Origin of the sequence: Bathymodiolus thermophilus thioautotrophic gill symbiont (genome assembly GCF_003711265.1) — a bacterium.
In the GTDB taxonomy this organism is placed as follows: domain Bacteria; phylum Pseudomonadota; class Gammaproteobacteria; order PS1; family Pseudothioglobaceae; genus Thiodubiliella.
Genome location: NZ_CP024634.1, coordinates 1250959 through 1276099, shown reverse-complemented (window position 1 = coordinate 1276099; position 25141 = coordinate 1250959). Strand labels below are relative to the sequence as shown.

At 37.4% G+C, this 25141-nt stretch carries 24 protein-coding genes; 18 read left to right on the top strand and 6 right to left on the bottom strand.

The features are described from left to right. Positions 1 to 136 precede the first annotated feature (136 nt). From MS2017_RS04855 to MS2017_RS04835, 5 genes are all read left to right on the top strand, one after another. Positions 137 to 1420 carry a hypothetical protein gene (locus tag MS2017_RS04855; RefSeq protein ID WP_122951451.1) on the top strand — a complete coding sequence of 428 codons (1284 nt, stop codon included), beginning with the start codon at positions 137 to 139 and terminating at the stop codon, positions 1418 to 1420. Between the two features lie 239 nt (positions 1421 to 1659). Then, positions 1660 to 1860, top strand: coding sequence for a hypothetical protein (locus MS2017_RS04850; RefSeq protein WP_122951450.1), 201 nt, complete (start codon positions 1660 to 1662; stop codon positions 1858 to 1860). A gap of 113 nt (positions 1861 to 1973) precedes the next feature. Further along, the gene (locus MS2017_RS04845) at positions 1974 to 3113 is read left to right on the top strand and encodes a hypothetical protein (RefSeq protein WP_122951449.1); all 1140 of its coding nucleotides are present in this window, start codon (positions 1974 to 1976) and stop codon (positions 3111 to 3113) included. Positions 3114 to 3754: 641 nt separating this feature from the next. Then, positions 3755 to 4168, top strand: coding sequence for a hypothetical protein (locus MS2017_RS04840; protein ID WP_122951448.1), 414 nt, complete (start codon positions 3755 to 3757; stop codon positions 4166 to 4168). A 554-nt stretch (positions 4169 to 4722) separates the two neighbouring features. Further along, entirely contained in the window at positions 4723 to 5730 is a 1008-nt protein-coding gene (locus MS2017_RS04835) for a nucleoside hydrolase (protein ID WP_122951447.1), read from the top strand. Between the two features lie 199 nt (positions 5731 to 5929). Here MS2017_RS04835 and MS2017_RS04830 read toward each other — a convergent pair whose 3' ends face one another. Next, a complete protein-coding gene (locus tag MS2017_RS04830) occupies positions 5930 to 6358 on the bottom strand; it encodes a hypothetical protein (RefSeq protein ID WP_122951446.1) in 429 nt (142 codons plus the stop codon). Between the two features lie 579 nt (positions 6359 to 6937). On the opposite strand from MS2017_RS04830, the gene MS2017_RS04825 reads away from it, so the two are divergent. Continuing rightward, the gene (locus MS2017_RS04825) at positions 6938 to 7675 is read left to right on the top strand and encodes a polysaccharide deacetylase family protein (RefSeq protein ID WP_122951445.1); all 738 of its coding nucleotides are present in this window, start codon (positions 6938 to 6940) and stop codon (positions 7673 to 7675) included. A 65-nt stretch (positions 7676 to 7740) separates the two neighbouring features. Here the strand turns inward: MS2017_RS04825 and MS2017_RS11200 are convergent, their stop codons facing one another. Both MS2017_RS11200 and uvrC read right to left on the bottom strand, forming a co-directional pair. Further along, positions 7741 to 7917: a hypothetical protein gene (locus MS2017_RS11200; protein ID WP_158009315.1), complete on the bottom strand. Its 177-nt coding sequence runs from the start codon at positions 7915 to 7917 to the stop codon at positions 7741 to 7743. Beyond that, positions 7914 to 9704 (bottom strand): excinuclease ABC subunit UvrC, encoded by a 1791-nt coding sequence (gene uvrC, locus MS2017_RS04820; RefSeq protein WP_122951444.1) that lies wholly within the window; start codon positions 9702 to 9704, stop codon positions 7914 to 7916. Before uvrC ends, MS2017_RS11200 begins: the two co-directional genes overlap by 4 nt. A 49-nt stretch (positions 9705 to 9753) precedes the next feature. On the opposite strand from uvrC, the gene MS2017_RS04815 reads away from it, so the two are divergent. The 6 genes from MS2017_RS04815 to MS2017_RS04795 are packed head-to-tail and all read left to right on the top strand — an operon-like array spanning position 9754 to position 14424. Next, the gene (locus MS2017_RS04815; RefSeq protein WP_084032337.1) at positions 9754 to 10407 is read left to right on the top strand and encodes an MlaC/ttg2D family ABC transporter substrate-binding protein; all 654 of its coding nucleotides are present in this window, start codon (positions 9754 to 9756) and stop codon (positions 10405 to 10407) included. Then, on the top strand, positions 10400 to 11659 hold the full coding sequence (gene murA, locus MS2017_RS04810) for a UDP-N-acetylglucosamine 1-carboxyvinyltransferase (protein WP_071564339.1): 1260 nt from the start codon (positions 10400 to 10402) through the stop codon (positions 11657 to 11659). Before MS2017_RS04815 ends, murA begins: the two co-directional genes overlap by 8 nt. Before the next feature lie 15 nt (positions 11660 to 11674). Then, positions 11675 to 12292: an ATP phosphoribosyltransferase gene (hisG, locus tag MS2017_RS04805; protein ID WP_122951443.1), complete on the top strand. Its 618-nt coding sequence runs from the start codon at positions 11675 to 11677 to the stop codon at positions 12290 to 12292. Beyond that, a complete protein-coding gene (hisD, locus tag MS2017_RS04800) occupies positions 12289 to 13587 on the top strand; it encodes a histidinol dehydrogenase (protein WP_122951442.1) in 1299 nt (432 codons plus the stop codon). Before hisG ends, hisD begins: the two co-directional genes overlap by 4 nt. A 31-nt stretch (positions 13588 to 13618) precedes the next feature. Continuing rightward, positions 13619 to 13759: a hypothetical protein gene (locus MS2017_RS11195; protein WP_158009314.1), complete on the top strand. Its 141-nt coding sequence runs from the start codon at positions 13619 to 13621 to the stop codon at positions 13757 to 13759. Further along, on the top strand, positions 13756 to 14424 hold the full coding sequence (locus tag MS2017_RS04795; RefSeq protein ID WP_071564332.1) for a hypothetical protein: 669 nt from the start codon (positions 13756 to 13758) through the stop codon (positions 14422 to 14424). The genes MS2017_RS11195 and MS2017_RS04795 overlap by 4 nt, the downstream gene beginning before the upstream one ends. 96 nt (positions 14425 to 14520) lie before the next feature. Here the strand turns inward: MS2017_RS04795 and ffh are convergent, their stop codons facing one another. Next, complete coding sequence (ffh, locus tag MS2017_RS04790) at positions 14521 to 15933, bottom strand: signal recognition particle protein (RefSeq protein WP_122951441.1); 1413 nt, start codon at positions 15931 to 15933, stop codon at positions 14521 to 14523. A gap of 63 nt (positions 15934 to 15996) precedes the next feature. Between ffh and MS2017_RS04785 the strand changes: the two genes are divergently transcribed. Continuing rightward, positions 15997 to 16782 carry a cytochrome C assembly family protein gene (locus tag MS2017_RS04785; RefSeq protein WP_122951440.1) on the top strand — a complete coding sequence of 262 codons (786 nt, stop codon included), beginning with the start codon at positions 15997 to 15999 and terminating at the stop codon, positions 16780 to 16782. A 172-nt stretch (positions 16783 to 16954) separates the two neighbouring features. Further along, on the top strand, positions 16955 to 17950 hold the full coding sequence (locus tag MS2017_RS04780) for a S1/P1 nuclease (RefSeq protein WP_122951439.1): 996 nt from the start codon (positions 16955 to 16957) through the stop codon (positions 17948 to 17950). A gap of 284 nt (positions 17951 to 18234) precedes the next feature. Here MS2017_RS04780 and lepA read toward each other — a convergent pair whose 3' ends face one another. Then, a complete protein-coding gene (lepA, locus tag MS2017_RS04775; RefSeq protein ID WP_122951438.1) occupies positions 18235 to 20022 on the bottom strand; it encodes a translation elongation factor 4 in 1788 nt (595 codons plus the stop codon). A 44-nt stretch (positions 20023 to 20066) separates the two neighbouring features. On the opposite strand from lepA, the gene MS2017_RS04770 reads away from it, so the two are divergent. Genes MS2017_RS04770 through MS2017_RS04760 form a run of 3 tightly spaced genes read left to right on the top strand, consistent with a single transcriptional unit; the run spans position 20067 to position 21541 of the window. Beyond that, positions 20067 to 20516 (top strand): peroxiredoxin, encoded by a 450-nt coding sequence (locus MS2017_RS04770; protein WP_122951437.1) that lies wholly within the window; start codon positions 20067 to 20069, stop codon positions 20514 to 20516. Beyond that, positions 20513 to 21211, top strand: coding sequence for a bifunctional 2-polyprenyl-6-hydroxyphenol methylase/3-demethylubiquinol 3-O-methyltransferase UbiG (gene ubiG / locus MS2017_RS04765; protein ID WP_122951436.1), 699 nt, complete (start codon positions 20513 to 20515; stop codon positions 21209 to 21211). The genes MS2017_RS04770 and ubiG overlap by 4 nt, the downstream gene beginning before the upstream one ends. Positions 21212 to 21235: 24 nt before the next feature. Continuing rightward, the gene (locus MS2017_RS04760; protein ID WP_071564754.1) at positions 21236 to 21541 is read left to right on the top strand and encodes a hypothetical protein; all 306 of its coding nucleotides are present in this window, start codon (positions 21236 to 21238) and stop codon (positions 21539 to 21541) included. A 147-nt stretch (positions 21542 to 21688) separates the two neighbouring features. Here the strand turns inward: MS2017_RS04760 and MS2017_RS11190 are convergent, their stop codons facing one another. Then, positions 21689 to 21838, bottom strand: coding sequence for a hypothetical protein (locus tag MS2017_RS11190; protein WP_164707608.1), 150 nt, complete (start codon positions 21836 to 21838; stop codon positions 21689 to 21691). Positions 21839 to 21855: 17 nt separating this feature from the next. Between MS2017_RS11190 and MS2017_RS04755 the strand changes: the two genes are divergently transcribed. After that, on the top strand, positions 21856 to 24942 hold the full coding sequence (locus MS2017_RS04755) for a BspA family leucine-rich repeat surface protein (RefSeq protein WP_122951435.1): 3087 nt from the start codon (positions 21856 to 21858) through the stop codon (positions 24940 to 24942). Positions 24943 to 25141 lie beyond the last annotated feature (199 nt).

Sequence of the window (25141 nt, the reverse complement as noted above, 5' to 3'; positions counted from 1 at the left end):
TTCATATTGAAATGAGTTTTATCAATATGAAATCAATCTAAATGGTATTAATTATTAAAATACCACTACCTTAAGTTCTAAATATGGTAAAAGTAATCTTACTTTAAAACTTATATTTAATTTTAGGGGAAAAACAATGAACAAAAAAATCTTACTTCTGTGCATAAGTTTCTTTTGCTTGGCATCTACTAATGCTTATTCAAAGTTTGCGGATTTATCGAGAATAACGCCTACTATTGGCAAACAATCTATTAATCTGTGGTTTTGGAAAATAGCATCAACTATAGATGATCAAGATGATATTGAGAATAATCTACTGGATACGATATCAAGTGTAGATCCTAATGTCAAAATTTATGTGCACTGGTTTGACTCTAATGATGAGTATTACTGGTTTTTTTATAATGCTAATCGCAAGAATGACATCCCTTCTTTTCAATTAAGGCTGTTTCGCAATTATGTTCAGAGTAGTTACTACCTCAATGCTGTAGGTCACAATGATTATCATATATTGGTAGCAGAAGATAAATGGGGGGATTACTCAGGGGTAGCGTATTTACGAGGTCATTTTTCCTTGTCATCTGACGATAATGAGAAAATTGCTGCACATGTAATGGGGCATATGTTGAATGCTCAACACAACTATGATACAAGTTGGTTTTCAGCGTCAATTATGTATCCACATCCTTCCTATTGGCTTTATACCTTACAGACTAAATTCTGGAATAGTGACAATCAACATTCCGTTGGAAGAACCCTTAAAAAATTAAAGCACTTTCCCGATAGCAAGCTAATTGATATTGAATATCTTGGCGATGATAGCACTAAAAATGCAAAAAAATATAACGGATTAAAATGGGATGAAAGCAGGGCAAATATTCACAAACTCTTGGTTGAAAAAAACACGATATACGATATAACCATAATACAGGCAGATTTTGATACCTATCTATATGTTTATGATAAAGATGGGAATCTACTTGATAAAAATGACGACGGTGGCCCTGGCTCATGGAGCAAGTTAGAGCACCAAGACTTTGGATCCGCTAAAGAAGTTTATCTTGTTGTGAGTGGATACAAGCGTGCTTCTGGTGAATATAAAATTAGGCTGACTGATTACAAAACCCTTATTATTGAAGACAGTGACACGCTAAGTTCGCTAGGAGAGAATAACAATCTTAGAAATTTCATTAATTTAAACAACAAAGTTTGGATTAAGGTTCACAATGGTATATGGGTTGGAGAGATTACATTGCCACAAAGATTCCTCGGTAAAAAAAGGAAAGTAACACTTACCGTTGATTCTAAGTGGCCAGTCAAGGTTATATTCACTGTTAATCGTATTAAAAAAAGCCGTATAGTTTCCCAAGGAGAAGAGATTACTTGGGTTAATACTGGGGATGGCTGGTTGATAAAATAAGGGAAAACAAGGTGTGTATGCCGTTTCAAAAAATAAAGCAAACAATACGGCGCTTGTAATTGTCTGGGTATTAGTAATAAAAATATCTATTCCCCATTCCCAGGCTCCGCTTGGGAATGCGGAGAATGAGCCTTATCAATATGAAATCATATCCAAATGGTATTAATATGCCATTTTAGTTCCAGATGCGCTAAAAGTAATCTTGCTTTAAAACTTATATTTGAGACCTTTGCATAAATATGAATAATCATCAAGAATCCTCGTTTTACCCACTTGGTAATTTTTTAAACCCAGCTTTAGCCCTGCTAGGACAAGATTTAAGAAAATTACCAAGTGGGCAAAAATTGAATTTTGCTAATCACCCATATTTATGCAAAGGTCTCTATTTAACTTTAGAAGGAAAAAACAATGAACAAAAAGAACCTTACTCTTGTGTATAAGTTTCTTTTACTTATTATCTACTAACGCCTATTCAAGGTTTTCAGTTTTACCAGGAAGAACGCCTACCATTGGTGAGAAATCTCTCAATTTGTGGTTTTGAGAATTGGATTCAATGGATGATCGGGATGATATTGAGGGCAATGTGCTGGATACAATATCAAGTGTAAATCCCAATGTCAAAGTTTATGTGCACTGGTTTGACTCTAATGATGAGAATTATTGGTCTTTTTATCATGCCAATCATAAAAGCGATGATCTTCTTTCTCAATTGGATATGTTTCGTGATTATGTCTTGCACCATTACTACTTCAGTGTTAGGAATCATAATGATTATCATATATTGGCAGCAGAGGGCAATTGGGATGGTGGCTCAGGAGCGGCGTATTCACCGGGTCATTTTGCCTTGGCATCTGACGATAATGAAAAAATTGCCGCACATGGAATGGGTCATATGTTGGGTGCCTCACATAACCGTGATACAAATTGGTTTTCAGCACCAATTATGTACCCGCACCCTTCCGCTTGGTATTATCACTTACAGACTAAATTTTGGAGTGACAGCAATAAAAGTGCTGTTAGAAAAACCCTTCAAGAATTAAAGCACTTTCCCGATAGCGAATCATTTAGTATTCAATATGCAAGTCTTGACAGCACTACAAATGCAAGAAAATATAATGGGTTGGAGTGGAATGAGAGCAGAGCAGAGGTTTACCAACTAATGGTTGCAAAAAACACGACATATACTATAACGCTAACCGATGCAGATTTTGATACTTATCTATATGTTTATGATGAAAATGGAAAGCAACTTGCCAAAGATGACGACGGTGGCCCTGGCTCATGGAGTAAATTAGAAAATCAAGACTTTGGCTCTGCTAAAGAAGTTTATTTCGTTGTGAGCGGATACAAGCGTGCTTATGGTAAATATAGCATTAGGATGAGCACCTACAGAACCCTTTTTATTGAAGGCAATAGCACCCTAAAATCACTACAAAATAGTGTCGTTAATCTTAGCAAATTCATTAGCTCAAACAACAAAGTTTGGATTAAGACTCATAATGGCGCATGGGTTGAAAGTTTTACATTGCCACCAGAATTTCATGGCAACACCAGAAAAGTAACACTTAGCGTTAATTCTGAGTGGCCAGTCAGGGTTACATTCACCGCCAATAAGATCGAAAAAACCCTTTTAGTTCAACAAGGGCAAGAGGTTTCTTGGGTTAATACTGGGAATGGTTGGTTGGTACAATAAGAGAAGGCAGGAGCGCGCAATCTAGTGCTGATAATCACCCAAGTATTAGCGGTAAAAATACTTGCGCTACTTCTTTACCACTAAGAGACTTCTGTATTAGACATGGATGCTGAATAAAAGGTCAGTTGTCATTTTTTTTATAAAACCTACTCTGGCAGGACTAAGATGGACTTTATAAAAATTTACCAATGAAAAGCATTAAGAACTTGATTTTACATTGAAGGTGTAATATTCTACTTGACCAAGTCTGTCAAAAAAAACACGGTTACTTTATTTTCAGTATTCTCAAATAACCCACCTCCTACTCTGCATCTGAGAAAATTTGATAAACCACTTTGTCTAATCGTAGTAACTATTTCGCACAGCCCATTCACTACATTATTTCTCGCATTTGCCAAATAATTGATTTGTTTCCTGTTATTATTTGCCAATTTTAAAAATAAATTGCATTATTAATCTTCATATTTGTTGACCAAAATAATATCATATACCAAGTAAAAATATAAATTTTATCTTGGGACAGGTGGCTATTTGGCTTTTTTAGGGTTTGTTTTTAATATCGCAACATAATGAAATACACTCTTACAATAGTTGGCTATTTAGGATAATAATGCACATTCCACCAAAATTTAAAATAACGAATGCAGATGCTTTGCATCAGTTCACTAGAAACAATTTATTGGGAATATTTGGCATCATCAATTGAAAATAATATTACTGCCATCTACATTTCTTTTTATACAGGCACAACTGCTCTAAGGGTTAGACTAATTGAAAAAATCCAAAATTTTGTTAATGAAATAAGTCATTCGCTCAAAGCAAGCACTTCTCTTTATTTGATTGATAAAAAGGTAGTAAATAGAAACTTTACTATTGGAGGTATTGCGCCATTAATTAAAGGAAAAATAGGGGGAAACTTTGACAAATATAGAATAAACACTCCTCTTGGCGTAGGAACGATTGATTTGTTGGCTGGAAAGGAGACGGTGCTATTAAAAAAAAATGCCAGTGTTTTGACTGCTAAAGTTTTCTTTCTAAAGCCTTATGTGCAATAGACTTTGGGAAAGCGTGCCTACTATAATAAAAGAAAGTATTGCTTCTGCCCTCTCTATTGTAAAGATAATCCTGCCTAAATATTTTGAATTAATAAAGCCTCTTTCAATGCTTCTTTTGCCTGTAATGGAGTTGTTAGAGTTGCCAGATGAATTTACTATTGTTTGAATTGTGGGGCTGCTTTCTGGTGGATATGGGGCTGTTGTAACATTCTTTTATGCTATAAGCGACCCAAGTGGCTAAGTTAGCACATTGTCAGCACTGATTTTAATGGCACACGCTTTACCAATTGAATCAAAGATATCAAAATTATTAGGTGTTGGCTTTTTCAAAACCATATTCTTCAGATTATTTTCGGCAATATTAATAATAAGAATTTCGTTTTTTATTCATATTTATGCAAAGGCCTCTAAATTGTTGTCTGGAGTTGTTGGGGCTTTATATTACCTCTTAAAATGAATAAAATTTAGTTGTTTTTTTACAGTGTTTATTCTTAATATCTCAACACAAGGCAATATGCCCTTATAATATATATCTACAATCAAAAGGAGGTGATATGGAAAACACAAGGAAAAAAGTTATTATTGATACAGATATGGGGTGGGACGACATACTTTCCATTTTGTATCTCATAAGGAACCCTACTATTGAAATAATAGGAATTACGGTAACAGGTTGTGGAGAGGCAAACCTTCGATGGGGAACAATTATTGCCAAAACGCTTATGGATTTGGGTGACCAAACTCAGGCAAAAATTTGTGTCGGAACCAGCACTCCTTTAAAATTTAACCATGTTTTTCCACAATCTTTTAGAGATAATGTCAATGATATAATGGGGTTACTCGGATCTTTAAATCCAGAAACTTCAATTGATGTGCAAACACAACCTGCATGGGAATTTATTGCAGACACCCTGAATAAAACTGAAGAAAGCATCACAATTCTTTCTCTTGGTGGCTTTACCAACCTAGCAAAAATGTTAGAATTATGCCCCTCAACTCGCATTGATAAAATTACAGAAATTTATGCAATGGCAGGTGCTGTTTATGTAGATGGCAATATAGCACTATTCAATGATGCAAGGCCTGAATGGAATCAAGGACCAATTTACAAAACAAATTATGCCGCCGAATGGAATGTCTTTATTGATCCAGTAGCAGCCAAAAAAGTGTTCAAAACGCACATTCCCATTACTTTAATACCACTTGATGCCTGTAATTATGTCATATTAAATCCTGACTATGTTGACAAAATAACAGCCACCGATCCAATCGCAAAACTGACGAAAGATATTTTCAAAAAAGTAACAGGGGTTGATAAAGAAGCCATCCCAGTTCCTATTTTTGATCCTTTGGCAGCAGTGATTATGGCCGGTGGAATAAAAGAATACCAAGCACAGAGTGAATATTTGGATGTCAACATCACAGATACCGCAATTAATAATCAATGTGGAAAAACTTACATTGTAGATTCGGGATCAAGAAAAATTACAATCGTTCAAGGGGTGTCACAAAATGAATTTGCTATAAACTTTTCCAATATGATCAATGGAAAAGCCTTATAAGGGCTGGACTGCACTCAAGCGAATATAGAAAGTTAAACAAAAATACATTTGCATTCAAGATGAAATCACGCCTGAATTATTCAAAATTCCCCGCCCTTGTGCAATTATCAAGCAAACATTGATGCTTGACGGGTAAAACAAGCCAAAAAGGAATATACAAAAAAAAGTACCCTAATTTATTTAACGCCAATTAATGACCCTACTTAGCTTTGACTTTGTCCTTATCTTTAGCCTTGTTCTTGACTTTGCTTTTGTCTTTGCTAGGATAGTTGCAATTGCCATTAATACACAAGGTGTAACCATCAAAAAGAGGAAGGAGTCCTACATCAATATAGTCACCTGACACTAAGCCTGATTCGTGAATAGAGGGATCACAATAGATTATGGTTTGGGTAAATTCGCCATGACTTTCGCCGGAAGCACTAAGTGCACAGGTTGTTTCATGATTATCAAACACCGTTTTGATCCTCATATCAACTGCTTGCATGGTTGTTACTATTGGGGTGTTAATAGCAGGGTCACTAATATGAAGTTCTTTGGTTACAGGATTGGGGTTAAGTGTTGCTAAGGCTGGAACACACAAGGTAAATAGAAAAAATAAAGCAATAAAGCGATTGGTAGTAGTCATAATAAATCCTCAATTAAAAAATAAAATATTAAGAAATCTTTGCGTAAATATGAATGATTAGCAGAATTCAATTTTTGCCCACTTGGTGATTTTCTTAAACCTTGTCCTAACAAGGCTAAGACTGGGTTTAAAAAATTACCAAGTGGGTGAAAAGTGAATTCTTGATGATTATTTATATTTATACAAAGGTCTCATTAAAGATGATAAAAAACAAATAAACCACAGGTGGCGAGACCAAGGATTTAACTTAGATAATCATCGTTAACAGTTTGCACTGTGTACTTAATAGGCTACATATTATCCATAAAATCAGATTACGGGGGTGTGTTAATGAAAAAAAAGTGTTAGAGCATAAAATCCCATGAAACCCTAGTGATTTCAGACGGCAATTTAATTTAATTTTAAACGCTAGTTTGTTGTTATTTGTAAAGAGGCGCCCTTGACATCTCTCAATACTAAGAAAGAAATGAGAAATTAGAATCGTCAATTAAATAAAGTTTATACTCTACCTGAATATGTAAAAGTCGTTTTGGCATCAAAAAATAGAAAAACACATCTTTACTACAATGGAATCATAAAATGAAAAATATAATATACAGTTTAATAATCCTGCTGTCTTCTTGTGCTGCAAATAATCAGGCACAGTCAACAGATCAGAGTACTCATAAAAACATTAAACACATTTATTTAACTTTTGATGATGGACCCTTAAATGGAAGTCGAAGAATAAACGATGCGGTGTTAGCGGAGGAATTGCCAATTTTCGTTATGTTGGTAGGTGAGCATGCTTTGGCAAGGCCTAAAGATGTAAGGCTTTATAAGGAAAATAAATTTATTGGGGTTGGAAATCATAGTTATAGCCATGCAAATGACCATTATAAATTATATTATTCAAACCCTAAAGGGGCGCTTAAGGATTTCATTAAAAATAAAAACGCTTTAAAATTGGACAATAAAATAGGAAGATTACCCGGTAGGAATATGTGGCGCATCAATGGAAGAAGTAGAAATGATGTGAGCAGTGGAATAGAGGCGGCGGATTTATTGGTTAAAAATGGATTTTCACTGTTTGGATGGGATTTAGAATGGGCGCATGACCCGCATACAGGGGATCCAATAGGCACTGCTGAAGATATTTTCAAGAAAATTGAAAAAAAACTTAACGACAACAAAACTTTCACAAAATCTCATATTGTATTGCTGAGTCACGATGAAATGTTTCGATACAAATATGAGGAATCTGAGCTTAAAAAATTAATAGAACTTTTAAAAAATAGAGGTGGCTATAAAATCAGTCGATTAGAAAACTATCCGTAATATTTTTTTAACACTCTAACAATTTCAGACAATGAGCAATAAGCATGCTCTCTTGAATGCAGCAGTCAAACCCCTTCAATCAAATAGGACAAACTGCCCAGTATCAAATAAACCACACTGGTAACAACAAGTGTGGTGGCAATAACCTTGGCGAGTACTAAGTTTCTTCCTAAAATGCGGTTATTTATTAGCCAAATGATATAACTCAGTATAAAAACAACAATAAGTATTCTAATAATCATATTTTATTTTTTAATTTTTCTGCTATTTTATCCGCTAATGCTTGCGAGATACCTTCTACTTTTGCGATTTCATCACGGCTGGCTTTTTGCACTTCTTGCAAACCACCAAAATAATTAAGTAATGCCATTCGGCGTAGTTTTCCTACACCTGGAATACCTTCAAGCACTGATGTGGTGCGTTTTTTGCCACGCTTCTGTCGATGATTTTTAATGGCAAAACGGTGTGATTCATCACGAATATGGTTAATCAACATCAGCGCTTGGTCGTGTGGTGGTAGATTGATTTTTTTTGTTTTGCCGTCTTTGACCATAATCAAAGTTTCCAACCCTGCTTTTCTACCCTCGCCCTTTGCCACGCCAACCAGTTGGATAGATTCAATACCAATTGAATCCATAACCATAATCGCCTGATTTAACTGCCCCAAGCCGCCATCAATAAAAACCACATCGGGCAGTGTTTTTTGCTCTTTTAATAGGCGTGAATAACGCCTAAAAACTGCCTGATTCATCGCTGCATAATCATCACCTGGGGTGATGTTGCTAATGTTGAATTGGCGATATTGCTTAACTCTTGGCAACCCTTTTTCAAACACGACGCAGGAGGCAACTGTCGCCTCACCCATGGTATGGCTAATATCAAAGCATTCCATGGTGTTTGGTAATGTTTTAAGGTTAAGTGTTTTCTGCAATTGTTGCAGTTGCGTGCGTTTGGTGAATTTTGAGATAAGGTGTTGTTTTAGGTTTTCTTGTACAGTAAGGGTGGCAATTTTTAAAAAATGACGCTTGTCTTTTTGTGGTGCGTCAATAATTTGTGTGGACAATGCTGAGGCAATGAGTTTTTTATCCACCAATTTGTTGCTTAATAAAAGTTGCTTAGGCGTGTCTTTGCCTAAATAATACAGGGGCAAAAAGGCTGACAAAACCACTTCAGCATCTTTGCCTTTGGCGTGTTGCGGAAAAATACACTCTTGACCAATTTGCTTGCCTGAGCGCACAAATAATATTTCAACAGCATGAATACCATCTTGAGTGGCAATGCTAATCACATCCATATCGCCCATTGTTTGGGAACTGTGCTGTTCTTGAATGGTACGCAAGCCAATCATTTGGTCACGCAAATGGGCGGCCAATTCAAAATCTTGGTTTTTCGATGCATTTTGCATTTTTTGTGAGATATTGTCTAAGGTTTGTGCGCCTTTGCCTGAGAGGAATAACCGCATCATATTGACATCTTGCCTATAATCCTCATCACTAATTTTATTAACGCAAGGTGCGCTACAAAGTCCAATTTGATATTCCAAACAAGCTCGTGATCTGGAGCGATAAGTAGCATTAGCACATTGTCTTACTTTAAAAATTTTCTTCAATAAAGTAAGAGAATTACGCACTATATGTGCAGATGGATAAGGGCCAAAATATTGGTATTTTTCATTTCTAGTGCCACGATAAAAACCCACGCGTGGGTGCTTGTCGTTACTCACGCAAATATAAGGATAACTTTTGGCGTCTTTGAGTAAAATGTTGTACCTAGGTTTGTGCTGTTTAATCAGTTCATTTTCCAGTAACAACGCCTGTGTTTCAGTATCGGTAATTACCACATCAAAATCTTGAATATTAATAACCAACACTCTGGTTTTGTCATCTTGATGGGTTTTAGAAAAATAACTGGATACGCGTTTTTTTAAGTTTTTTGCTTTACCCACATAAATCACCAGCCCCTGCTTATCAAGCATTTGATATACACCGGGTTGGGTTGTTAAATTTTTTAGTTTTTCTTTAATTGGCATCTATACAAAAAGGTAAAATCAATATTTTTATTATTTTATGAATTTTGACATGAAAAATACAGTTAAAACATTGTTCATTATATTGTCTATTTTAACTACTGGTGCAACTTTAGCAGTAGAGCATAATGTGGCACCACATTCAAGGGCGGCGACTGATGTTGTTGGTCCGCCAAATATCGCTGCATTCAATATTATGACAAATGCCTTGCTTGCACTTAAAAAACTTAGAGATCAAAAACGGGTTACACCTGAAAACATTGAGGCGCTCATTAAAGCGGAATTATTGCCTTATATTGCCATAGATGTAGCAGTGCGTTTAACGCTAAAAGAACATTGGAGCGCTCTCAATAACCAACAAAAAAAGGCTTTTCAACAATATATTACCAAATCTTTAATTAATGATTATGCAGGCATTTTAAGCACTTACGATCAGCTTAATAATATTAAAATTTCCACCGATCCAAAGATAAAGCGTAAAGGCAATAAAGCCATTATTAAATTATTTATTAGCTTTGATAAAAATCAAAACCCGCTTAAAGTTACTTTAAAAATGATTCGCTTAAACCATTGGCGTGTGTACGATTTGGTGTTTTCGGGCGTAAGTTTGATTAAGAATTATAAGGCACAATTCAGTTCCCACATTAAACGCAAAGGCCTTAACAGTTTGATTAAAAAAATCAACAAAAAACTAAAGAATGTATAAGCTTGTTATTCAAGGTGGCACGCCTTTACGGGGTAATGTAAAAGCATCTGGGTCTAAAAATTCTTCATTACCCATTTTGTTTTCCTCCATTCTGGCAGACAGCCCTATTACACTCCAAAATGCACCACAGCTCAGCGATATATCTACCACATTAAAATTGCTAATGAGCATGGGTGCTGAGTTTATTCTAGAATCTGATTCTTCACTGTATGTAGATGCATCAAAGCTTGATAATTTAGTGGCTGACTACAATTTGGTTAAAACCATGCGTGCTGCAATTTTAGCACTTGGGCCAATGTTAGCAAAATACGGAAAAGCCAAAGTATCACTCCCTGGTGGTTGTGCGATTGGCACTCGCCCTGTTGACCTTCACCTTAAAGCCTTAAAAGAATTAGGTGCCACCATTGAAGTTAAAAATGGTTATATTTATGCAGAAGCCGAAAACTTAGTAGGAGCCGATATTTATTTTGACCAAATTTCTGTAACTGCTACAGAAAATGTCATTATGGCAGCCACTTTAGCACAAGGCACCACTACAATCAATAACGCCGCACAAGAGCCAGAGGTTTCCGACTTGTCCCATTGTTTAAACAAAATGGGTGCAAAAATTAGTGGTATTGGCACTTCTGTTATCGTCATTGAAGGGGTAAAAAAATTAAATGGCGTGCAATATTCAGTCTGCTCAGACCGCATTGAAGTTGCCACTTATTTAGTGGCTGCTGCCATTACTGGTGGCTCGATTACCGTTAAAGGCACCAATCCAAAAGCAATGCGCTCGGTATTGGGAAAATTAATTGAAACCGGTGCAGATATCAAAACCGACAGTCAATCAATCACATTAAATATGAACGGCAAGCGAGCAAAAGCCGTTAACATTAAAACCGGCACTTACCCCAATTTTCCAACCGATATGCAGGCACAATTTACAGCATTAAATGCTATTGCAGAAGGACACAGTAGCATTACTGAAAATATCTTTGAAAATCGCTTTATGCATATTCCTGAGTTAATGCGTATGGGTGCCAATCTAACTTTAGAGGGTAACACAGTGTTTTGTAAAGGCGTAAAATCCCTAACGGGAGCGCATTTAATAGCGACTGATTTAAGGGCTTCAGCATCCTTAGTATTGGCAGGATTGGCCGCCAAAGGCACAACCACGATTGAGCGAGTCTATCACCTTGACCGTGGCTATGAAACCATTGAAGAAAAACTAAAATTATTGGGTGCCAATATTGAAAGAGTCCAAGATTAATTAAGGGTATATATTATGTTAACAATCGCATTGTCCAAAGGCAGAATTCTTGAACAAACCTTGCCACTATTAAAAAAAGCAGGGTTAGAAATTGCTGACAAAGAACTGAATTCCAGAAAACTGATTTTGGATACTAATTTTGACGACATTAAAGTCATTGTCATTCGTGCCACCGATGTCCCTGTGTTTGTGCAACACGGTGCAGCAGATATGGGCATTGCTGGCAAAGATGTGCTATTAGAACACGGCGCCAATGGCTTATTTGAGTTACTAGATTTAGGCATTGCCAAATGTAAGTTAATGGTAGCTGCCAGCGACAAAAAACAATTAAAACAAGACACTTTAAAAATTGCCACCAAATATGTCCGTTCAGCTAAACAGTATTTTGAAGCCAAAAACCAGCAAATTGAAATTATCAAATTATATGGCGCAATGGAGCTCGCACCCGTCGTTGGCTTGGCGCACTGCATTGTTGATTTGGTTGATACTGGTAACACGCTCAAAGCAAACGGACTTGTGCCACTTGAACACATTAAAGACATTAGCTCTCGTTTGGTGGTCAATACCGCCTCATTTAAAACCAAAAATACCCAAATTAAATCTTGGGTTAGCAACATTGAGAAAAACTTATGATCACAAAATTGGTATCCACGCAAGTTGATTTTCAAAAAAAACTGTCCTCACTACTTGCTTGGGATAGCGTTTCAAATAAACAAGTTGCGCAAACAGTTGATGACATTATTACCAAAATTCGCAACAACGGCGACAGCGCTTTAATGGATTATACAAATACATTTGATGGGACGAATGCCACCAGTATGGAGGCATTAACCATTAAATTACCCGCCCTTAAGCAAGCCTTTGACACGCTGAATGAAAAGCAAAAATCTGCATTAACCATCGCAGCAGACCGCGTGCGCCTATATCACGAAAAACAAAAACAAAGCACTTGGACTTACACCGAAGACGACGGCACAATGTTGGGGCAAAAAATCACCCCCCTTGATCGTGTAGGCCTATATGTACCAGGTGGCAAAGCAGCCTACCCCTCTTCTGTACTAATGAACGCCATTCCCGCTAAAGTGGCTGGTGTGCAAGACTTAATCATGGTAGTACCTACGCCAAATGGCACCAGCAACTCGTTAGTATTAGCGGCAGCCTATATTTCAGGCGTTACTCAAGTCTTTACTGTAGGGGGTGCACAAGCAATAGCAGCCCTTGCTTATGGCACCGAGACCATACCAAAAGTAGATAAAATTGTTGGCCCTGGCAATATATATGTTGCCACCGCCAAGCGTGCTGTTTTTGGGCAGGTTGGTATTGATATGATTGCCGGTCCTAGTGAAATTTTAATTATTTGTGATGGCAAAACCAATCCCGATTGGATTGCCATGGATTTGTTTTCTCAAGCAGAACACGATGAAGATGCACAGTCAATTTTACTTTGCCCTGATGCTGATTTTATCAACCAAGTGGAAAAAAGCATTGCCAAATTATTACCCACCATGGACAGAAAGTCCATCATTGAAACGGCACTTACAAACCGTGGCGCACTCATTCTTACCAAAGATATGGATGAAGCCATTGCCTTGTCTAACCAAATTGCCCCTGAACACTTAGAGTTATCCGTTGAAAATCCACAAGAAATGTTAGACGGCATTCGACACGCAGGTGCAATTTTTATGGGTCGCTACACTTGCGAGTCTTTAGGCGATTATTGTGCGGGGCCTAACCATGTTTTACCCACCTCAGGTACTGCTCGTTTTTCGTCTCCACTGGGTGTTTACGACTTTCAAAAAAAATCCAGTTTAATTATGGTCTCCGATCAGGGTGCCAACACACTAGGTAAAATCGCTGCTACTTTAGCTGACGGTGAAGGCTTGCAAGCGCACGCTGAATCTGCTCGTTATCGTCTTAAAAAATCATAAACATTTATAAGAAATTAACTATAATAGAGTTATGGCAGATATTGTTCAAGTTAAAAATCCACGCACCAATCGCTACATTAAAATTGATCGCGATAAAGGTCGTATTCTCTCGCATAAAAAAAGTGTTGGTAAATATGCCAATGTTCCTGTAGCAAAAAGCAAGCGTAGGTGATTATTTATAGCCCTATTGATGGCGATGCCATTAATAATTTAATTGATTTTCGGCCGCAACATTGTTTCTTAATTACCCAACTAGGTGGAATGATACCTACGCCAGTTACTGATATTCAAAATGCCATCAAGAGCCATTGCTTGTCATTTGATTATCAAACCATAGATGCCAGCGAAGAAACAACGGGTAGAGATTTTTTATTAAAAATATGGAAACTTATTGAGTCTGTAGCAATATGCATTGTTATTATCCACAGAGACACGCCAGTCAAAACTCAAGCAAATTTATATTATGAACTTGGTGTGGCACAAGCATTAGGAAAGGAAACCATTATTGTTAAAACGCCTAAAACGGAAATACCATCAGATTTCAATCGAACAGAATATATAGATTTTGACTCACAATTTGAAGCGAAATTCAAAAGATTTTTAAAGAGCACTCAAAGGCAAGCAAGGCATTACGAGGAGTTGTCAGAATATTTGGAAAAAGACCCTATTTTAGCAATAGACTACTTAAAAAGAGCATTTTTAATTACTGGTAATACAAACTATCAATCGTATGCCAAAGAGATACTGGAAACAATTGACACAGATAATCGTGCCAAAAATAGCATTGAATACTTTTCAGCAGCTTTTTCAAAAAAATCAAGCCAAATTAAAAAATAATTTTGTACTTGCAACTCAATAAAACCATATTTTTATCGTAACCAGAGTTTGTAACACTTAAAAAATGGGAGTGGAAATGGTTTTTCACAAACAGCATTAAAACGGAAATTTATTGCCGCCCATATTTGGCAACTTCATTTTTGATAAATCAGGCATACCGCCCTCTTTGCCCTGCATTCCTGCCATTTTTGCCATCATTTTTTGCATTTTTCCACCGCTCATTTTCTTCATTTGTTTTTGCATTTTTTCAAACTGCTTAATCAGTTTGTTAATATCTTGTGGCTGAGTGCCAGAACCTTTAGCGATACGATTTTTACGCGAGCCTTTAATTAATTTAATGTGGGTGCGCTCTTTGGGGGTCATTGAATTTATAATGGCCACCATTTTTTTGGTTTCCAGCGACCCCATCATTTGATTTTTAACACTTTGTGGAATTTGTCCCATTCCTGGCATTTTATCCATCAAAGCCTCTACTCCGCCCATTTGCTCCATTTGCAAAAGTTGATCGCGCATATCTTCTAAGTCAAACTGACCTTTTGCCATTTTTTTAGCCGCTTTTTCTGCTTTTTTGCGGTCAACTTTTTGCTCAATTTCTTCAATCAATGACAAAACATCGCCCATACCCAATAAGCGCGAAACAATTCTATCTGGATGAAATGGTTCTAGTGCATCGACTTTTTCACCCACACCTAAAAACTTAATCGGCTTGCCAGTAATATGACGCACCGAAAGTGCTGCGCCTCCCCTGGCGTCACCATCAGTTTTGGTTAAAATAACCCCTGTTAATGGCAATGCATCAGCAAACGCTTTGGCAGTATGCGCTGCATCTTGACCTGTCATTGCGTCTACCACAAACAAGGTTTCAATTGGATCGACTTGTTTTTGTAACGCTTGGATTTCAGCCATCATCTCACTGTCAATATGCAGGCGCCCTGCGGTGTCCACCAATAACACATCAAAAAATTGCTTTTGCGCATGTTTTTTGGCTCTGGCAACAATTTTTTCCGGCTTGTCATTAACACTAGATGGGAAAAAATCTACTTCTACTTGTTTTGCCAGCACTTCTAGCTGTGTAATGGCTGCAGGACGGTAAACATCGGCACTAACCAACAAAACTTTTTTATTTTCTTTTTCTTTTAAATAACGCGCTAACTTGGCGATTGAGGTGGTTTTACCTGCACCTTGCAAGCCAGCAACCATGACTACTGCTGGCGGTTGTGCCCTTAAATCTAAGGTTTTGTTTTCGCCACCGATAATCTCAGTTAGTTCTGTTTCTACTAATTTGACAAAGGCTTGTGACGGGTTAAGTCCCTCGTTAACTTTAAGCCCTAAAGCCTTTTCTTGCACTTTATCAAGAAATATTTTAATGACTTCAAGTGCAACATCAGCCTCTAGCAAGGCACGGCGTACCTCACGAATGGCATCTTTAATATTGGATTCTGAAAGTTTATTCTTGCCTTGTAGGGTTTTAAAACTGTTGGCAAGGCGGTCGGTTAAGTTATCAAACATTTTTTTAATTAATAGTGTTAAAGTATCGTATTATAGTGCCTTGTTTTCATTCAAAAAATAATTATGCTTTTATCTTACTTTGCCATTATCTCCTATTCGCTGGCAACCGCTCTGCTAATGCGTTTTTACACTAAAGACGATATTCAGCATCGTCATCAAAAAAGTATTTTTTTGTTGCTCAGTTTTGCCATTATTGCACACGCCTTAACTTTTACCAATTTCTGGGCGGCTAGTGGCGTGTTTTTTGGGTTGGCTAATAGCACCTCTTTTGTCGCTTGGCTAGTAGCAGTTTTGTTGTTCCTATCATCTATTTCCAAACCTGTGCATGCGCTCGGTATTTTGGTTTATCCATTGGCCGCTTCATCGCTATTATTTAGCGTTTTGTTTCCCGACACTGCTGGAAAAATCATCCCCTTAAGCATTGCCTCACATGTGTTTTTATCCATCACTGCCTACGCCCTACTCGCCTTAGCGGTATGTCAATCCGTGTTATTAAAAATCCAAGAAAGGCACTTGCATGCCAAGAAAATTAATGGCTTTATTAGTAAATTGCCACCGCTGCAAACCATGGAAGCCTTGTTGTTTCAAAGCCTTAGAATCGGCTTTTATTTATTAACCTTGTCGCTACTCACTGGGTTTGTCTTTATTGAAGATATATTTGCCCAACACCTGATTCACAAAACCACCCTTTCAATCATCGCTTGGGTTATTTTTGCCACTCTCGTTTTTGGCAGAAAAGCCTTTGGCTGGCGTGGAAAACAAGCCATTACTGCCACACAAATTGGTTTTGGTATTTTGGTTCTTGCTTATTACGGATCCAAGTTTGTATTAGAAAGACTTTTGAATTGAGACTTTTGTATAAATATAGATGATTAGCAAAATTCAATTAATTGACAATTGTTAAAAACCAATCTTGACCTTGCCAAGATAAGGTGTAAATATTGAATTAAAACAATTTACACCAGAAATGTTTTTTAATTTATAATAATTAACAAAATTTTACAACTTTATAAAAAAAATTATGAAAAAAATTATTTATGTATTAATATTCCAATCGCTGTTATTCGCCCCATCAATGGTCAAAGCCTATGGGCTGGAAGGACATATAAGTATTTTGCATATTGCACTTAACCAACTTTCTGCAGAAAAACGAGCAAAAATCACACCCTTGTTATCAGACATTCTCGATCAGATTTATGATTCTGAAAAGTCACTTGACCCCGTCATATCTGCTAACTGGTTAGACAATATGTACAACATTGAAATATTAAATAAGGCACATTTTTCTGGCAAAATAATACACAATCCTCAAAAAATCAAACTTCCAAAAAACGCAGAAGAGGTTCTTTTTTACAAATTAGATGTATATTGGAATCTTGACGAGATCAAATATGCATTCAAACAACACAAGAAAGACCCAAAAGACAACCCTCTTAGCACATTTAAACAATCTTTATTGTTGATGTATTTAGTGCATTTAGTAGGCGATGCTCACCAGCCTCTACATGTAACAGAGCCTCTATATGGCGTTTACCGAACCAATACAAATCCTTATGGAGAAACTTATGGCGCCAATTCAGTTCTTGTTAAAACATCTGGCAAATGCCTAGGAACAAAAAAATTACATGCAATTTGGGATGGCATGGGATGTTTAACCGATGCAGCAAGAAAAAAATATCCACCAAGAACAGGAACAGAGCAAGAATATTTTATCAATGCAGAAAAGTTTTTTGCCAAAAACTTAGTCAAAGATTTTGTTGCAAATATAGTAAAAAAAGCCACAATAGATCCTAAAAAATACCAAATGGATTTTGACACCAAAACTTGGGTAAACGATTTACAGAAATTTGACAGCAATGTATTCGCTGCCATAGATGCCGATATTGCTAAACTAAAACACAGCACAGACGCAATCGTCTTAACCGATGAATATCTAAAGAATGTTGAACAAACTACAATTAATTTAGTGTACTTAGCAGGATTGCGTTTAGGTTATATTCTTAATTCCATATATTAAGCAATCCGCATAAACGCTTTAAACTCCTTCGGGATTTATTGAAAAATCGTTAAACAAATCAGCGCAACTCTTGTCATTATATTGTAAGAGTTGCGCTGATTTTTTTCGACTCAACTAAAATCTTTATTGATAGATATACTTCACTGAGCAAAGCAAGATTTTTTTTACCTTGAGATAGGTTTCTGGCAATATATTTCCAATGGTACAGTTTTTTACACTATTCTTACCTTAAGAATAAGCTTGCTAGACTTTGCACAAATATAAATGATTAGCAAAAACAAATCTTAATCAATGTGTAGTACCGCTAAGAACGCCTCTTGGGGAATATCTACCCTGCCAACGCTACGCATACGCTTTTTGCCTTTTTTCTGTTTATCAAGTAGTTTGCGTTTGCGAGAAACATCGCCGCCATAACATTTGGCGGTTACATTTTTTCTAAGGGCTTTAACATTGGTTCTGGCAATAACTTTAACACCGATACAGGCTTGAATGGCGACATCGAACATTTGTCTTGGTACCAATTCTTTCATTTTTTCAGCAATTTCTCTGCCTTTGCGTACGGAGTCTTCACGGTGAATAATTAGCGCTAGGGCGTCAACCGATTCTTGATTGATTTGAATATCTAGACGGATTAAATCAGAGGTCTGGTAGCGTGCAAATTGATAGTCCATTGAGGCAAAACCTCGTGAGACTGATTTCAGCCTGTCAAAGAAATCAAGTACCACTTCATTCAATGGCAATTCATACACCATTGACACCTGTTTACCCATGTAAGTTAAGCTTTTTTGTACACCTCGTTTTGAAACGCACAAACTGATTACATTGCCAACAAACTCGTCGGTGACCAAAATATTGGCAGTAATAATCGGCTCTCTAAACTCATCAATAAACTGATTTTCTGGCATTTTTGAAGGGCTGTCCACCCGAATGGTATTGCCCTTGGTGTCTAAAATCTCATATACCACAGTGGGGGCGGTGGTGATTAAATCAAGGTCGTATTCTCGCTCTAGGCGCTCTTGCACAATTTCCATGTGCAACAGGCCTAAAAAGCCAATACGAAAACCAAAGCCAAGTGCGTCAGAGTTTTCAGGTTCGTATTGCAATGCTGCATCATTTAAGCGCAATTTTGCCAGCGCATCACGGAATTTTTCATAGTCTTCGCCAGAAATTGGAAACAACCCTGCAAATACACGAGGTTGCACGGGTTTAAAGCCCTCCAAAGCTTCAGAAACAGGATTTTTAACACTGGTGATGGTGTCGCCTACTGGTGCGCCATCAATATTTTTGATATTGGCAATTAAAAATCCTACTTCTCCTGCTTTTAAACTGTCTGTTTTAAGGCGTTTAGGGGTAAATACACCAACTTCATCAACCAAATGTTCGTTGCCATTTGAGAAAATTTTGATTTTTGTTTTGGTTTTAATTTCCCCATCAATCACTCGAATCAACGACACCACGCCTAAGTAATTATCAAACCATGAGTCAATAATTAGAGCCTTAATTGGCGCATCAACATTACCCTCTGGTGCTGGGATTTTTTCTACAATCTGCTCTAAAATATCCTCAATACCTATCCCCGATTTGGCGCTAGCATGCACTGCATCTTGTGCTTCAACGCCAATCACATCTTCAATTTCATCAACCACTCGCTCAGGATCTGCTGCTGGCAAGTCGATTTTATTCAGCACTGATACCACTTCTAAACCTTGGTCAATAGCCGTATAGCAATTAGCCACTGTTTGCGCTTCTACTCCTTGTGAGGCATCAACAATCAACAATGCGCCTTCACAAGCAGAGAGTGAACGGGAAACTTCATAAGAGAAATCCACATGCCCCGGTGTGTCAATAAAATTTAGCTGATAAATTTCGCCATTTCTGGCTTTGTAGTCTAGCGAAACACTTTGTGATTTAATGGTAATGCCTCGCTCCTTTTCAATGTCCATGGAATCCAGCACTTGGGCAGACATTTCTCGATCGCTTAAACCGCCACAGAACTGTATAAAACGGTCGGCAATGGTGGATTTTCCATGGTCGATATGAGCAATAATAGAGAAGTTACGAATGTTTTTCATATAAGTGTTAAAATTAAAATTTTAAAAATCAAAATTATACCGTTATGAATAAAGTTCAACCAACTACCTGTCAAGCGACAAGCAATTTAGAAATCAATATCCCCGATACGCAAGGACGCAATATTGTTTTGTATTTTTACCCTAAAGATGCCACACCGGGTTGCACCACTGAGGGGCAAGACTTTAGAGGCCATCATCAGGCTTTTGTGGATGCCAATACGGTCATTTATGGGGTGTCGAAAGATGATTTAAATAAACATGAAAAATTTAAAGCCAAGCAAAATTTCCCTTTTGAACTGATTGCCGATGTTGATGGCACTTTGTGCGAATTGTTTAAGGTTTGGCAGTTAAAAAAATTTATGGGGCGTGAATATATGGGCATTGTACGCTCTTCGTTTATCATTGATGCTGATGGTAATATTCTCAAATCTTGGGACAAAGTTAAGGTTAAAGGCCATGTTGAAGAGGTGTTAAAAGAAGTGCAAGCATTATGAGCAATGTAGATTTTAACGAAGTTGATAAGTTTGCCGCCCTCGCCTCTCGCTGGTGGGACAAAAATTCTGAATTCAAACCCTTGCACGATATTAATCCACTTAGACTTGATTACATTAAAGCACAATGTGGCGGCTCACTCAAAGGCAAAAAAATCCTTGATGTCGGCTGTGGTGGCGGAATTTTAGCAGAATCCCTCGCCAAAGAAGGTGCATTAGTAACGGGCATTGATATGGCAGAAGCAGGCTTAGAAGTCGCCAAATTGCACTTGCTTGAATCGGGCTTGAGTGTAGATTACCAAAAAATCCCTGTAGAAGAATTTGCCGAACAACACGCCGAAGAATTTGACATTGTAACCTGTCTAGAAATGCTAGAACATGTCCCCGACCCTGCTTCAATTATCAATGCCTGTGCCGCCTTAACAAAAGCACATGGGTGTCTGTTTTTCTCCACTCTAAATCGCAACACTAAATCCTATCTATTCGCCATTATCGGTGCAGAATATATCCTCAAACTTCTTCCCCAAGGTACTCACGACTGGGATAAATTCATCCAGCCAAGCGAAATGAACGAATGGGCAAGGCACTCAAATCTAACCCTAAAAAGTATGATTGGTATGACTTACAATCCATTTACCAAAACTTATAAACTTGAAAGTGATGTGAGTGTAAATTATTTATGCTTTTATCAAAAATAACACCCAAAATACAATAACAAAGGAATGAAAAAAACACTTACTTTTTTATTATTCAGCATTAGTTTTAATGTGCCAGCACTCTCACCCAACGAAATGTTGGTAATGGTCGGTGCGGTAAAGTATTACAATGAGAACTGTGCAGGATTGAATCTGGCGGGGTATCGTAGAATGAACAAAGGCTTAAAGCGCTTCAAAATGCACAGAACACCTGTGTTTGTATTAGAGCAACACCCTTTGGCTGTGTCTGGTTACAAAACTGCGGAAAAATTTGGTTGCAAAGGCACTAAGCGTGAGGCTCGAAAAGCGGGGTTTGGGCAATATATCAATTAACCTTCCAGGTGTGGAAATCAAAAAAAACACTGGGGTGTCAGTTATTTAGTCGTATATAAAGTGTAAGTCATTAACCAACTTGGCATTTTTTTTAAATCCATCTTAACCTTATCAGGACAAGATTTAATAAAATTACCAAATTGAATCTTACCAATCAAGACCTTTACATAAATATGGATGATTAGCAAAATTCAATTTTTGTCCAATTGGTAATTTTCTTAAATCTTGTCCTAGCAGGGCTAAGGCTGGGTTTAAAAATTTACCATTAAAACTGAGTTTGTAGTTTACAATATACAAAACAATAGGGGAAGATCATGGCGAACACAACAAAGCACACTTCAACTTCAAAAACTTCAGGCAGTTGCTCAACCAATGAAATCACACGCTTTACACCTAAGGTTGACGCCATTGAACTTAGTACCGCAAAACAGTGGGCAATAGTTGCTAGTGCCAGTAGCGAATATACCACTACTCGGTATTCAGCCAATCAAGTAATAGGTGCGCCTGACACTGGATTAATTACTGGCGGAGACCAACAAGAGATAGGCAAAGCATGGGCAGAAGCAAGATCAAAAATAAACGAATCGAATGCCCTTACTTTAACTTACAGCGAACCGGTTTACATCAAAGATATTGTTGCTAGAGAAACATGGAATGCAGGGGCGATTAGCAAAGTAGAGGTTATGAAAGATGGTGTTTTTGTGACGGTTTATACAAAAACTGACGCTGGTGAAACAGGCGGCACCATGTCAGGTGTCCAAGTGGGTAAAGTCAGTGACACAAAAATTTCACTCACCCATGCACTTGATTACTTATCAAATAAAATTCGCTTGACGGTTGGTAATAATGCCAATGAATACAATGAAATTGATGCGGTGCAATTGATATCAGCCCCAGTTTTCGCTGATATTCTTAATAAAATTTATGAGGATTCTGGCTATGCTGGAAACACACCTGATGACGACAAAACCACTGTTGAGCAATTATCTGTGGTGGTAAAAGGCGTTAATTATTACTTAGAAGACCGCTATCAGGCTGCCATTAAAGCAAAAACAGACTTTACCAATCCAACAGATAGCGCTGCTCAAGCAATAATGACTGATGAGGTAACGACTTTGGTCACCGAACAAAGTGCCAATCTCTCTTCTCTCTATTATGGGCAAACTTTCTTTAATGATGATATTAGCGATATGGATACTTCGTTAGCAACCAATATGAGCTTTATGTTCTACTATAACGAAGTCTTTAATCAAGATATTGGCAACTGGAATGTTGGCAAGGTTGTAAATATGAATCACATATTCTCTGGTGCTGCTATTTTCAACCAAGACATTGGCGACTGGGATGTTAGTAAGGTTGTGGATATGAGTAGCATGTTCTCCTGCACCACTATTTTCAACCAAAACATTGGCGACTGGGATGTTGGCAAGGTTGTAAATATGAATAGTATGTTCACCAATACCGTTACTTTCAATAGAAACATCGGTAACTGGAATGTTGGTAAAGTTACCGATATGAGCGCAATGTTCTACTCCGCCGAATCCTTTAACCAAGACATTGGCGATTGGGATGTTAGCAAGGTCGTGAATATGAGCTCTATATTCAACCGCGCTACTGCTTTTAACCAGGATATTGGCAATTGGAATGTGAATTCGGTTGTAGATATGGGCTGGATGTTCTCCAACGCCACTGCTTTCAACCAAAATATTGGCCGTTGGAATGTTAACGAAGTTACCAATATGAATGCAATGTTTCACTATGCCATAACCTTTAACCAAGACATTGGTGGCTGGAATATTGGCAATGTTACAAACACAAGTCTAATGTTCTACCAAGCCAAGGTCTTCAATCAAGATATTGGCAACTGGAATGTTAGTAAAGTTACAAACATGAGTTACATGTTTTTCGGTGCCCATGTCTTTAATCAGGACATTGGCAGTTGGGATGTTAGTAAGGTTACAGATATGAGGGGGGTGTTTTTCAATGCCACTGCTTTCAATCAAGACATTGGCGGTTGGAATGTTGACAAGGTTGAAAATATGAGCAGTATGTTCTCCAGTGCCATTGTTTTTAATCAAAACATTAGCAATTGGAATGTAAACGAGGTCACGAATATGCGTGGAATGTTCTACTGTGCCAAAGCCTTTAACCAAGATATTGGCGACTGGGATGTTGGTAAAGTTACAGATATGAGTTACATGCTTTCTAATGCGACTGCTTTCAATCAAGACATTGGTAGCTGGAATGTTGGTGAAGTTACAGATATGAGCTGGATGTTCTTCGGCATTACTGCCTTTAATCAAAACATTGGTAACTGGAATGTTAGTAAAGTTACGGATATGAATTGGATGTTTAGCCAGGCTAAAACTTTCAACCAAGATATTGGCAACTGGAATGTTAGTAAAGTTACAGATGTGAGTTACATGTTTTCCGATGCTACTGTTTTCAACCAAAATATTGGCAATTGGAATGTTGGCGAAGTTACAGATATGTGGCATATGCTTTCCTACACTGACACTTTCAACCAAGATATTGGCAACTGGGATGTTAGCAAAGTTGCAGACATGGAGGAGATGCTCTACTACGCTAAAGCCTTCAACCAAGATATTGGCAACTGGAATATTAAAAATCTGGAGGCTGCCAACAATATGCTTAATTACACCGCCTTTAGCACTGAAAACTACGATCTATTACTAGCAGGCTGGTCAGATGTTAATGTAACCGACAATGAGGGTATAAAAACAGGCGTAAGTTTTGGTGCAAATAACACTAAATACACCAATGCCACTGCACGCCAAGCACTACTGGATAAAAACTGGACTATTACTGATAATGGATTGCTCAATGACAGTAATAACAATGGCATTGAAGATGTATTTGTTGGCAACAACGCCAAGAATACAATAGACAAGAGTGGACATAGGGAGGCCATCACCCTTCACGGTTTAGGTGACAATGACACGCTAATAGGGAGTAATCATGCCGACACACTCTACGGCGGTGCAGGCGATGACACTCTTACGGGTAACGCTGGTGCGGATACTTTTGTTTACAGTTATCAAAATGCGGGTCATGATATAATTAAAGATTTTAATGTAGGTGAAGGCGATAAAATTAACCTGAGTTATTTAATGGATGGCTACCAAAAAGATAAAGTTTTATCTGACTACTTAACACTCTTAAGCAACAGTAAAAACCAGGCTGTATTACACATTAGCGCTAATGGCAATAGTAATGTTGCTGTTGTAATAACAAATATTGATGATGTCGACGGATTGTTGAATGATTTAAATAGTGATGCAACAAGAAACGATAGCACTGCCATTACCTTGGAAAATATCGCTTATTCAGAGGAATTATTAAACAATTTGGTTGATAACGGCTATATTGTACTGATTTAATAATATGAACACAAGGTTTGACACTAGGCAGAATTATGCATTAATCAATGTGTGACACTGCCAAAAATGCCTCTTGTGGAGGTTTGTACATCCATCAATTCGCATGTTTTTTTGAAAACTAAGCCTATAATTTACAATATAAAAACCAAAGTTCAACCAATCAGTGAAAAACTTGCTCGTCTTTAATATTTTTGACATA

Bases quoted from the DNA above. Each gene is read 5' to 3' on its own strand.
- MS2017_RS04855 (WP_122951451.1), top strand. From the start codon at position 137: ATGAACAAAAAAATCTTACTTCTGTGCATAAGTTTCTTTTGCTTGGCA.
- MS2017_RS04850 (WP_122951450.1), top strand. From the start codon at position 1,660: ATGAATAATCATCAAGAATCCTCGTTTTACCCACTTGGTAATTTTTTA.
- MS2017_RS04845 (WP_122951449.1), top strand. From the start codon at position 1,974: ATGGATGATCGGGATGATATTGAGGGCAATGTGCTGGATACAATATCA.
- MS2017_RS04840 (WP_122951448.1), top strand. From the start codon at position 3,755: ATGCAGATGCTTTGCATCAGTTCACTAGAAACAATTTATTGGGAATAT.
- MS2017_RS04835 (WP_122951447.1), top strand. From the start codon at position 4,723: ATGGAAAACACAAGGAAAAAAGTTATTATTGATACAGATATGGGGTGG.
- MS2017_RS04830 (WP_122951446.1), bottom strand. From the start codon at position 6,358: ATGACTACTACCAATCGCTTTATTGCTTTATTTTTTCTATTTACCTTG.
- MS2017_RS04825 (WP_122951445.1), top strand. From the start codon at position 6,938: ATGAAAAATATAATATACAGTTTAATAATCCTGCTGTCTTCTTGTGCT.
- MS2017_RS11200 (WP_158009315.1), bottom strand. From the start codon at position 7,917: ATGATTATTAGAATACTTATTGTTGTTTTTATACTGAGTTATATCATT.
- uvrC (WP_122951444.1), bottom strand. From the start codon at position 9,704: ATGCCAATTAAAGAAAAACTAAAAAATTTAACAACCCAACCCGGTGTA.
- MS2017_RS04815 (WP_084032337.1), top strand. From the start codon at position 9,754: ATGAAAAATACAGTTAAAACATTGTTCATTATATTGTCTATTTTAACT.
- murA (WP_071564339.1), top strand. From the start codon at position 10,400: ATGTATAAGCTTGTTATTCAAGGTGGCACGCCTTTACGGGGTAATGTA.
- hisG (WP_122951443.1), top strand. From the start codon at position 11,675: ATGTTAACAATCGCATTGTCCAAAGGCAGAATTCTTGAACAAACCTTG.
- hisD (WP_122951442.1), top strand. From the start codon at position 12,289: ATGATCACAAAATTGGTATCCACGCAAGTTGATTTTCAAAAAAAACTG.
- MS2017_RS11195 (WP_158009314.1), top strand. From the start codon at position 13,619: ATGGCAGATATTGTTCAAGTTAAAAATCCACGCACCAATCGCTACATT.
- ffh (WP_122951441.1), bottom strand. From the start codon at position 15,933: ATGTTTGATAACTTAACCGACCGCCTTGCCAACAGTTTTAAAACCCTA.
- MS2017_RS04785 (WP_122951440.1), top strand. From the start codon at position 15,997: ATGCTTTTATCTTACTTTGCCATTATCTCCTATTCGCTGGCAACCGCT.
- MS2017_RS04780 (WP_122951439.1), top strand. From the start codon at position 16,955: ATGAAAAAAATTATTTATGTATTAATATTCCAATCGCTGTTATTCGCC.
- lepA (WP_122951438.1), bottom strand. From the start codon at position 20,022: ATGAAAAACATTCGTAACTTCTCTATTATTGCTCATATCGACCATGGA.
- MS2017_RS04770 (WP_122951437.1), top strand. From the start codon at position 20,067: ATGAATAAAGTTCAACCAACTACCTGTCAAGCGACAAGCAATTTAGAA.
- ubiG (WP_122951436.1), top strand. From the start codon at position 20,513: ATGAGCAATGTAGATTTTAACGAAGTTGATAAGTTTGCCGCCCTCGCC.
- MS2017_RS04760 (WP_071564754.1), top strand. From the start codon at position 21,236: ATGAAAAAAACACTTACTTTTTTATTATTCAGCATTAGTTTTAATGTG.
- MS2017_RS04755 (WP_122951435.1), top strand. From the start codon at position 21,856: ATGGCGAACACAACAAAGCACACTTCAACTTCAAAAACTTCAGGCAGT.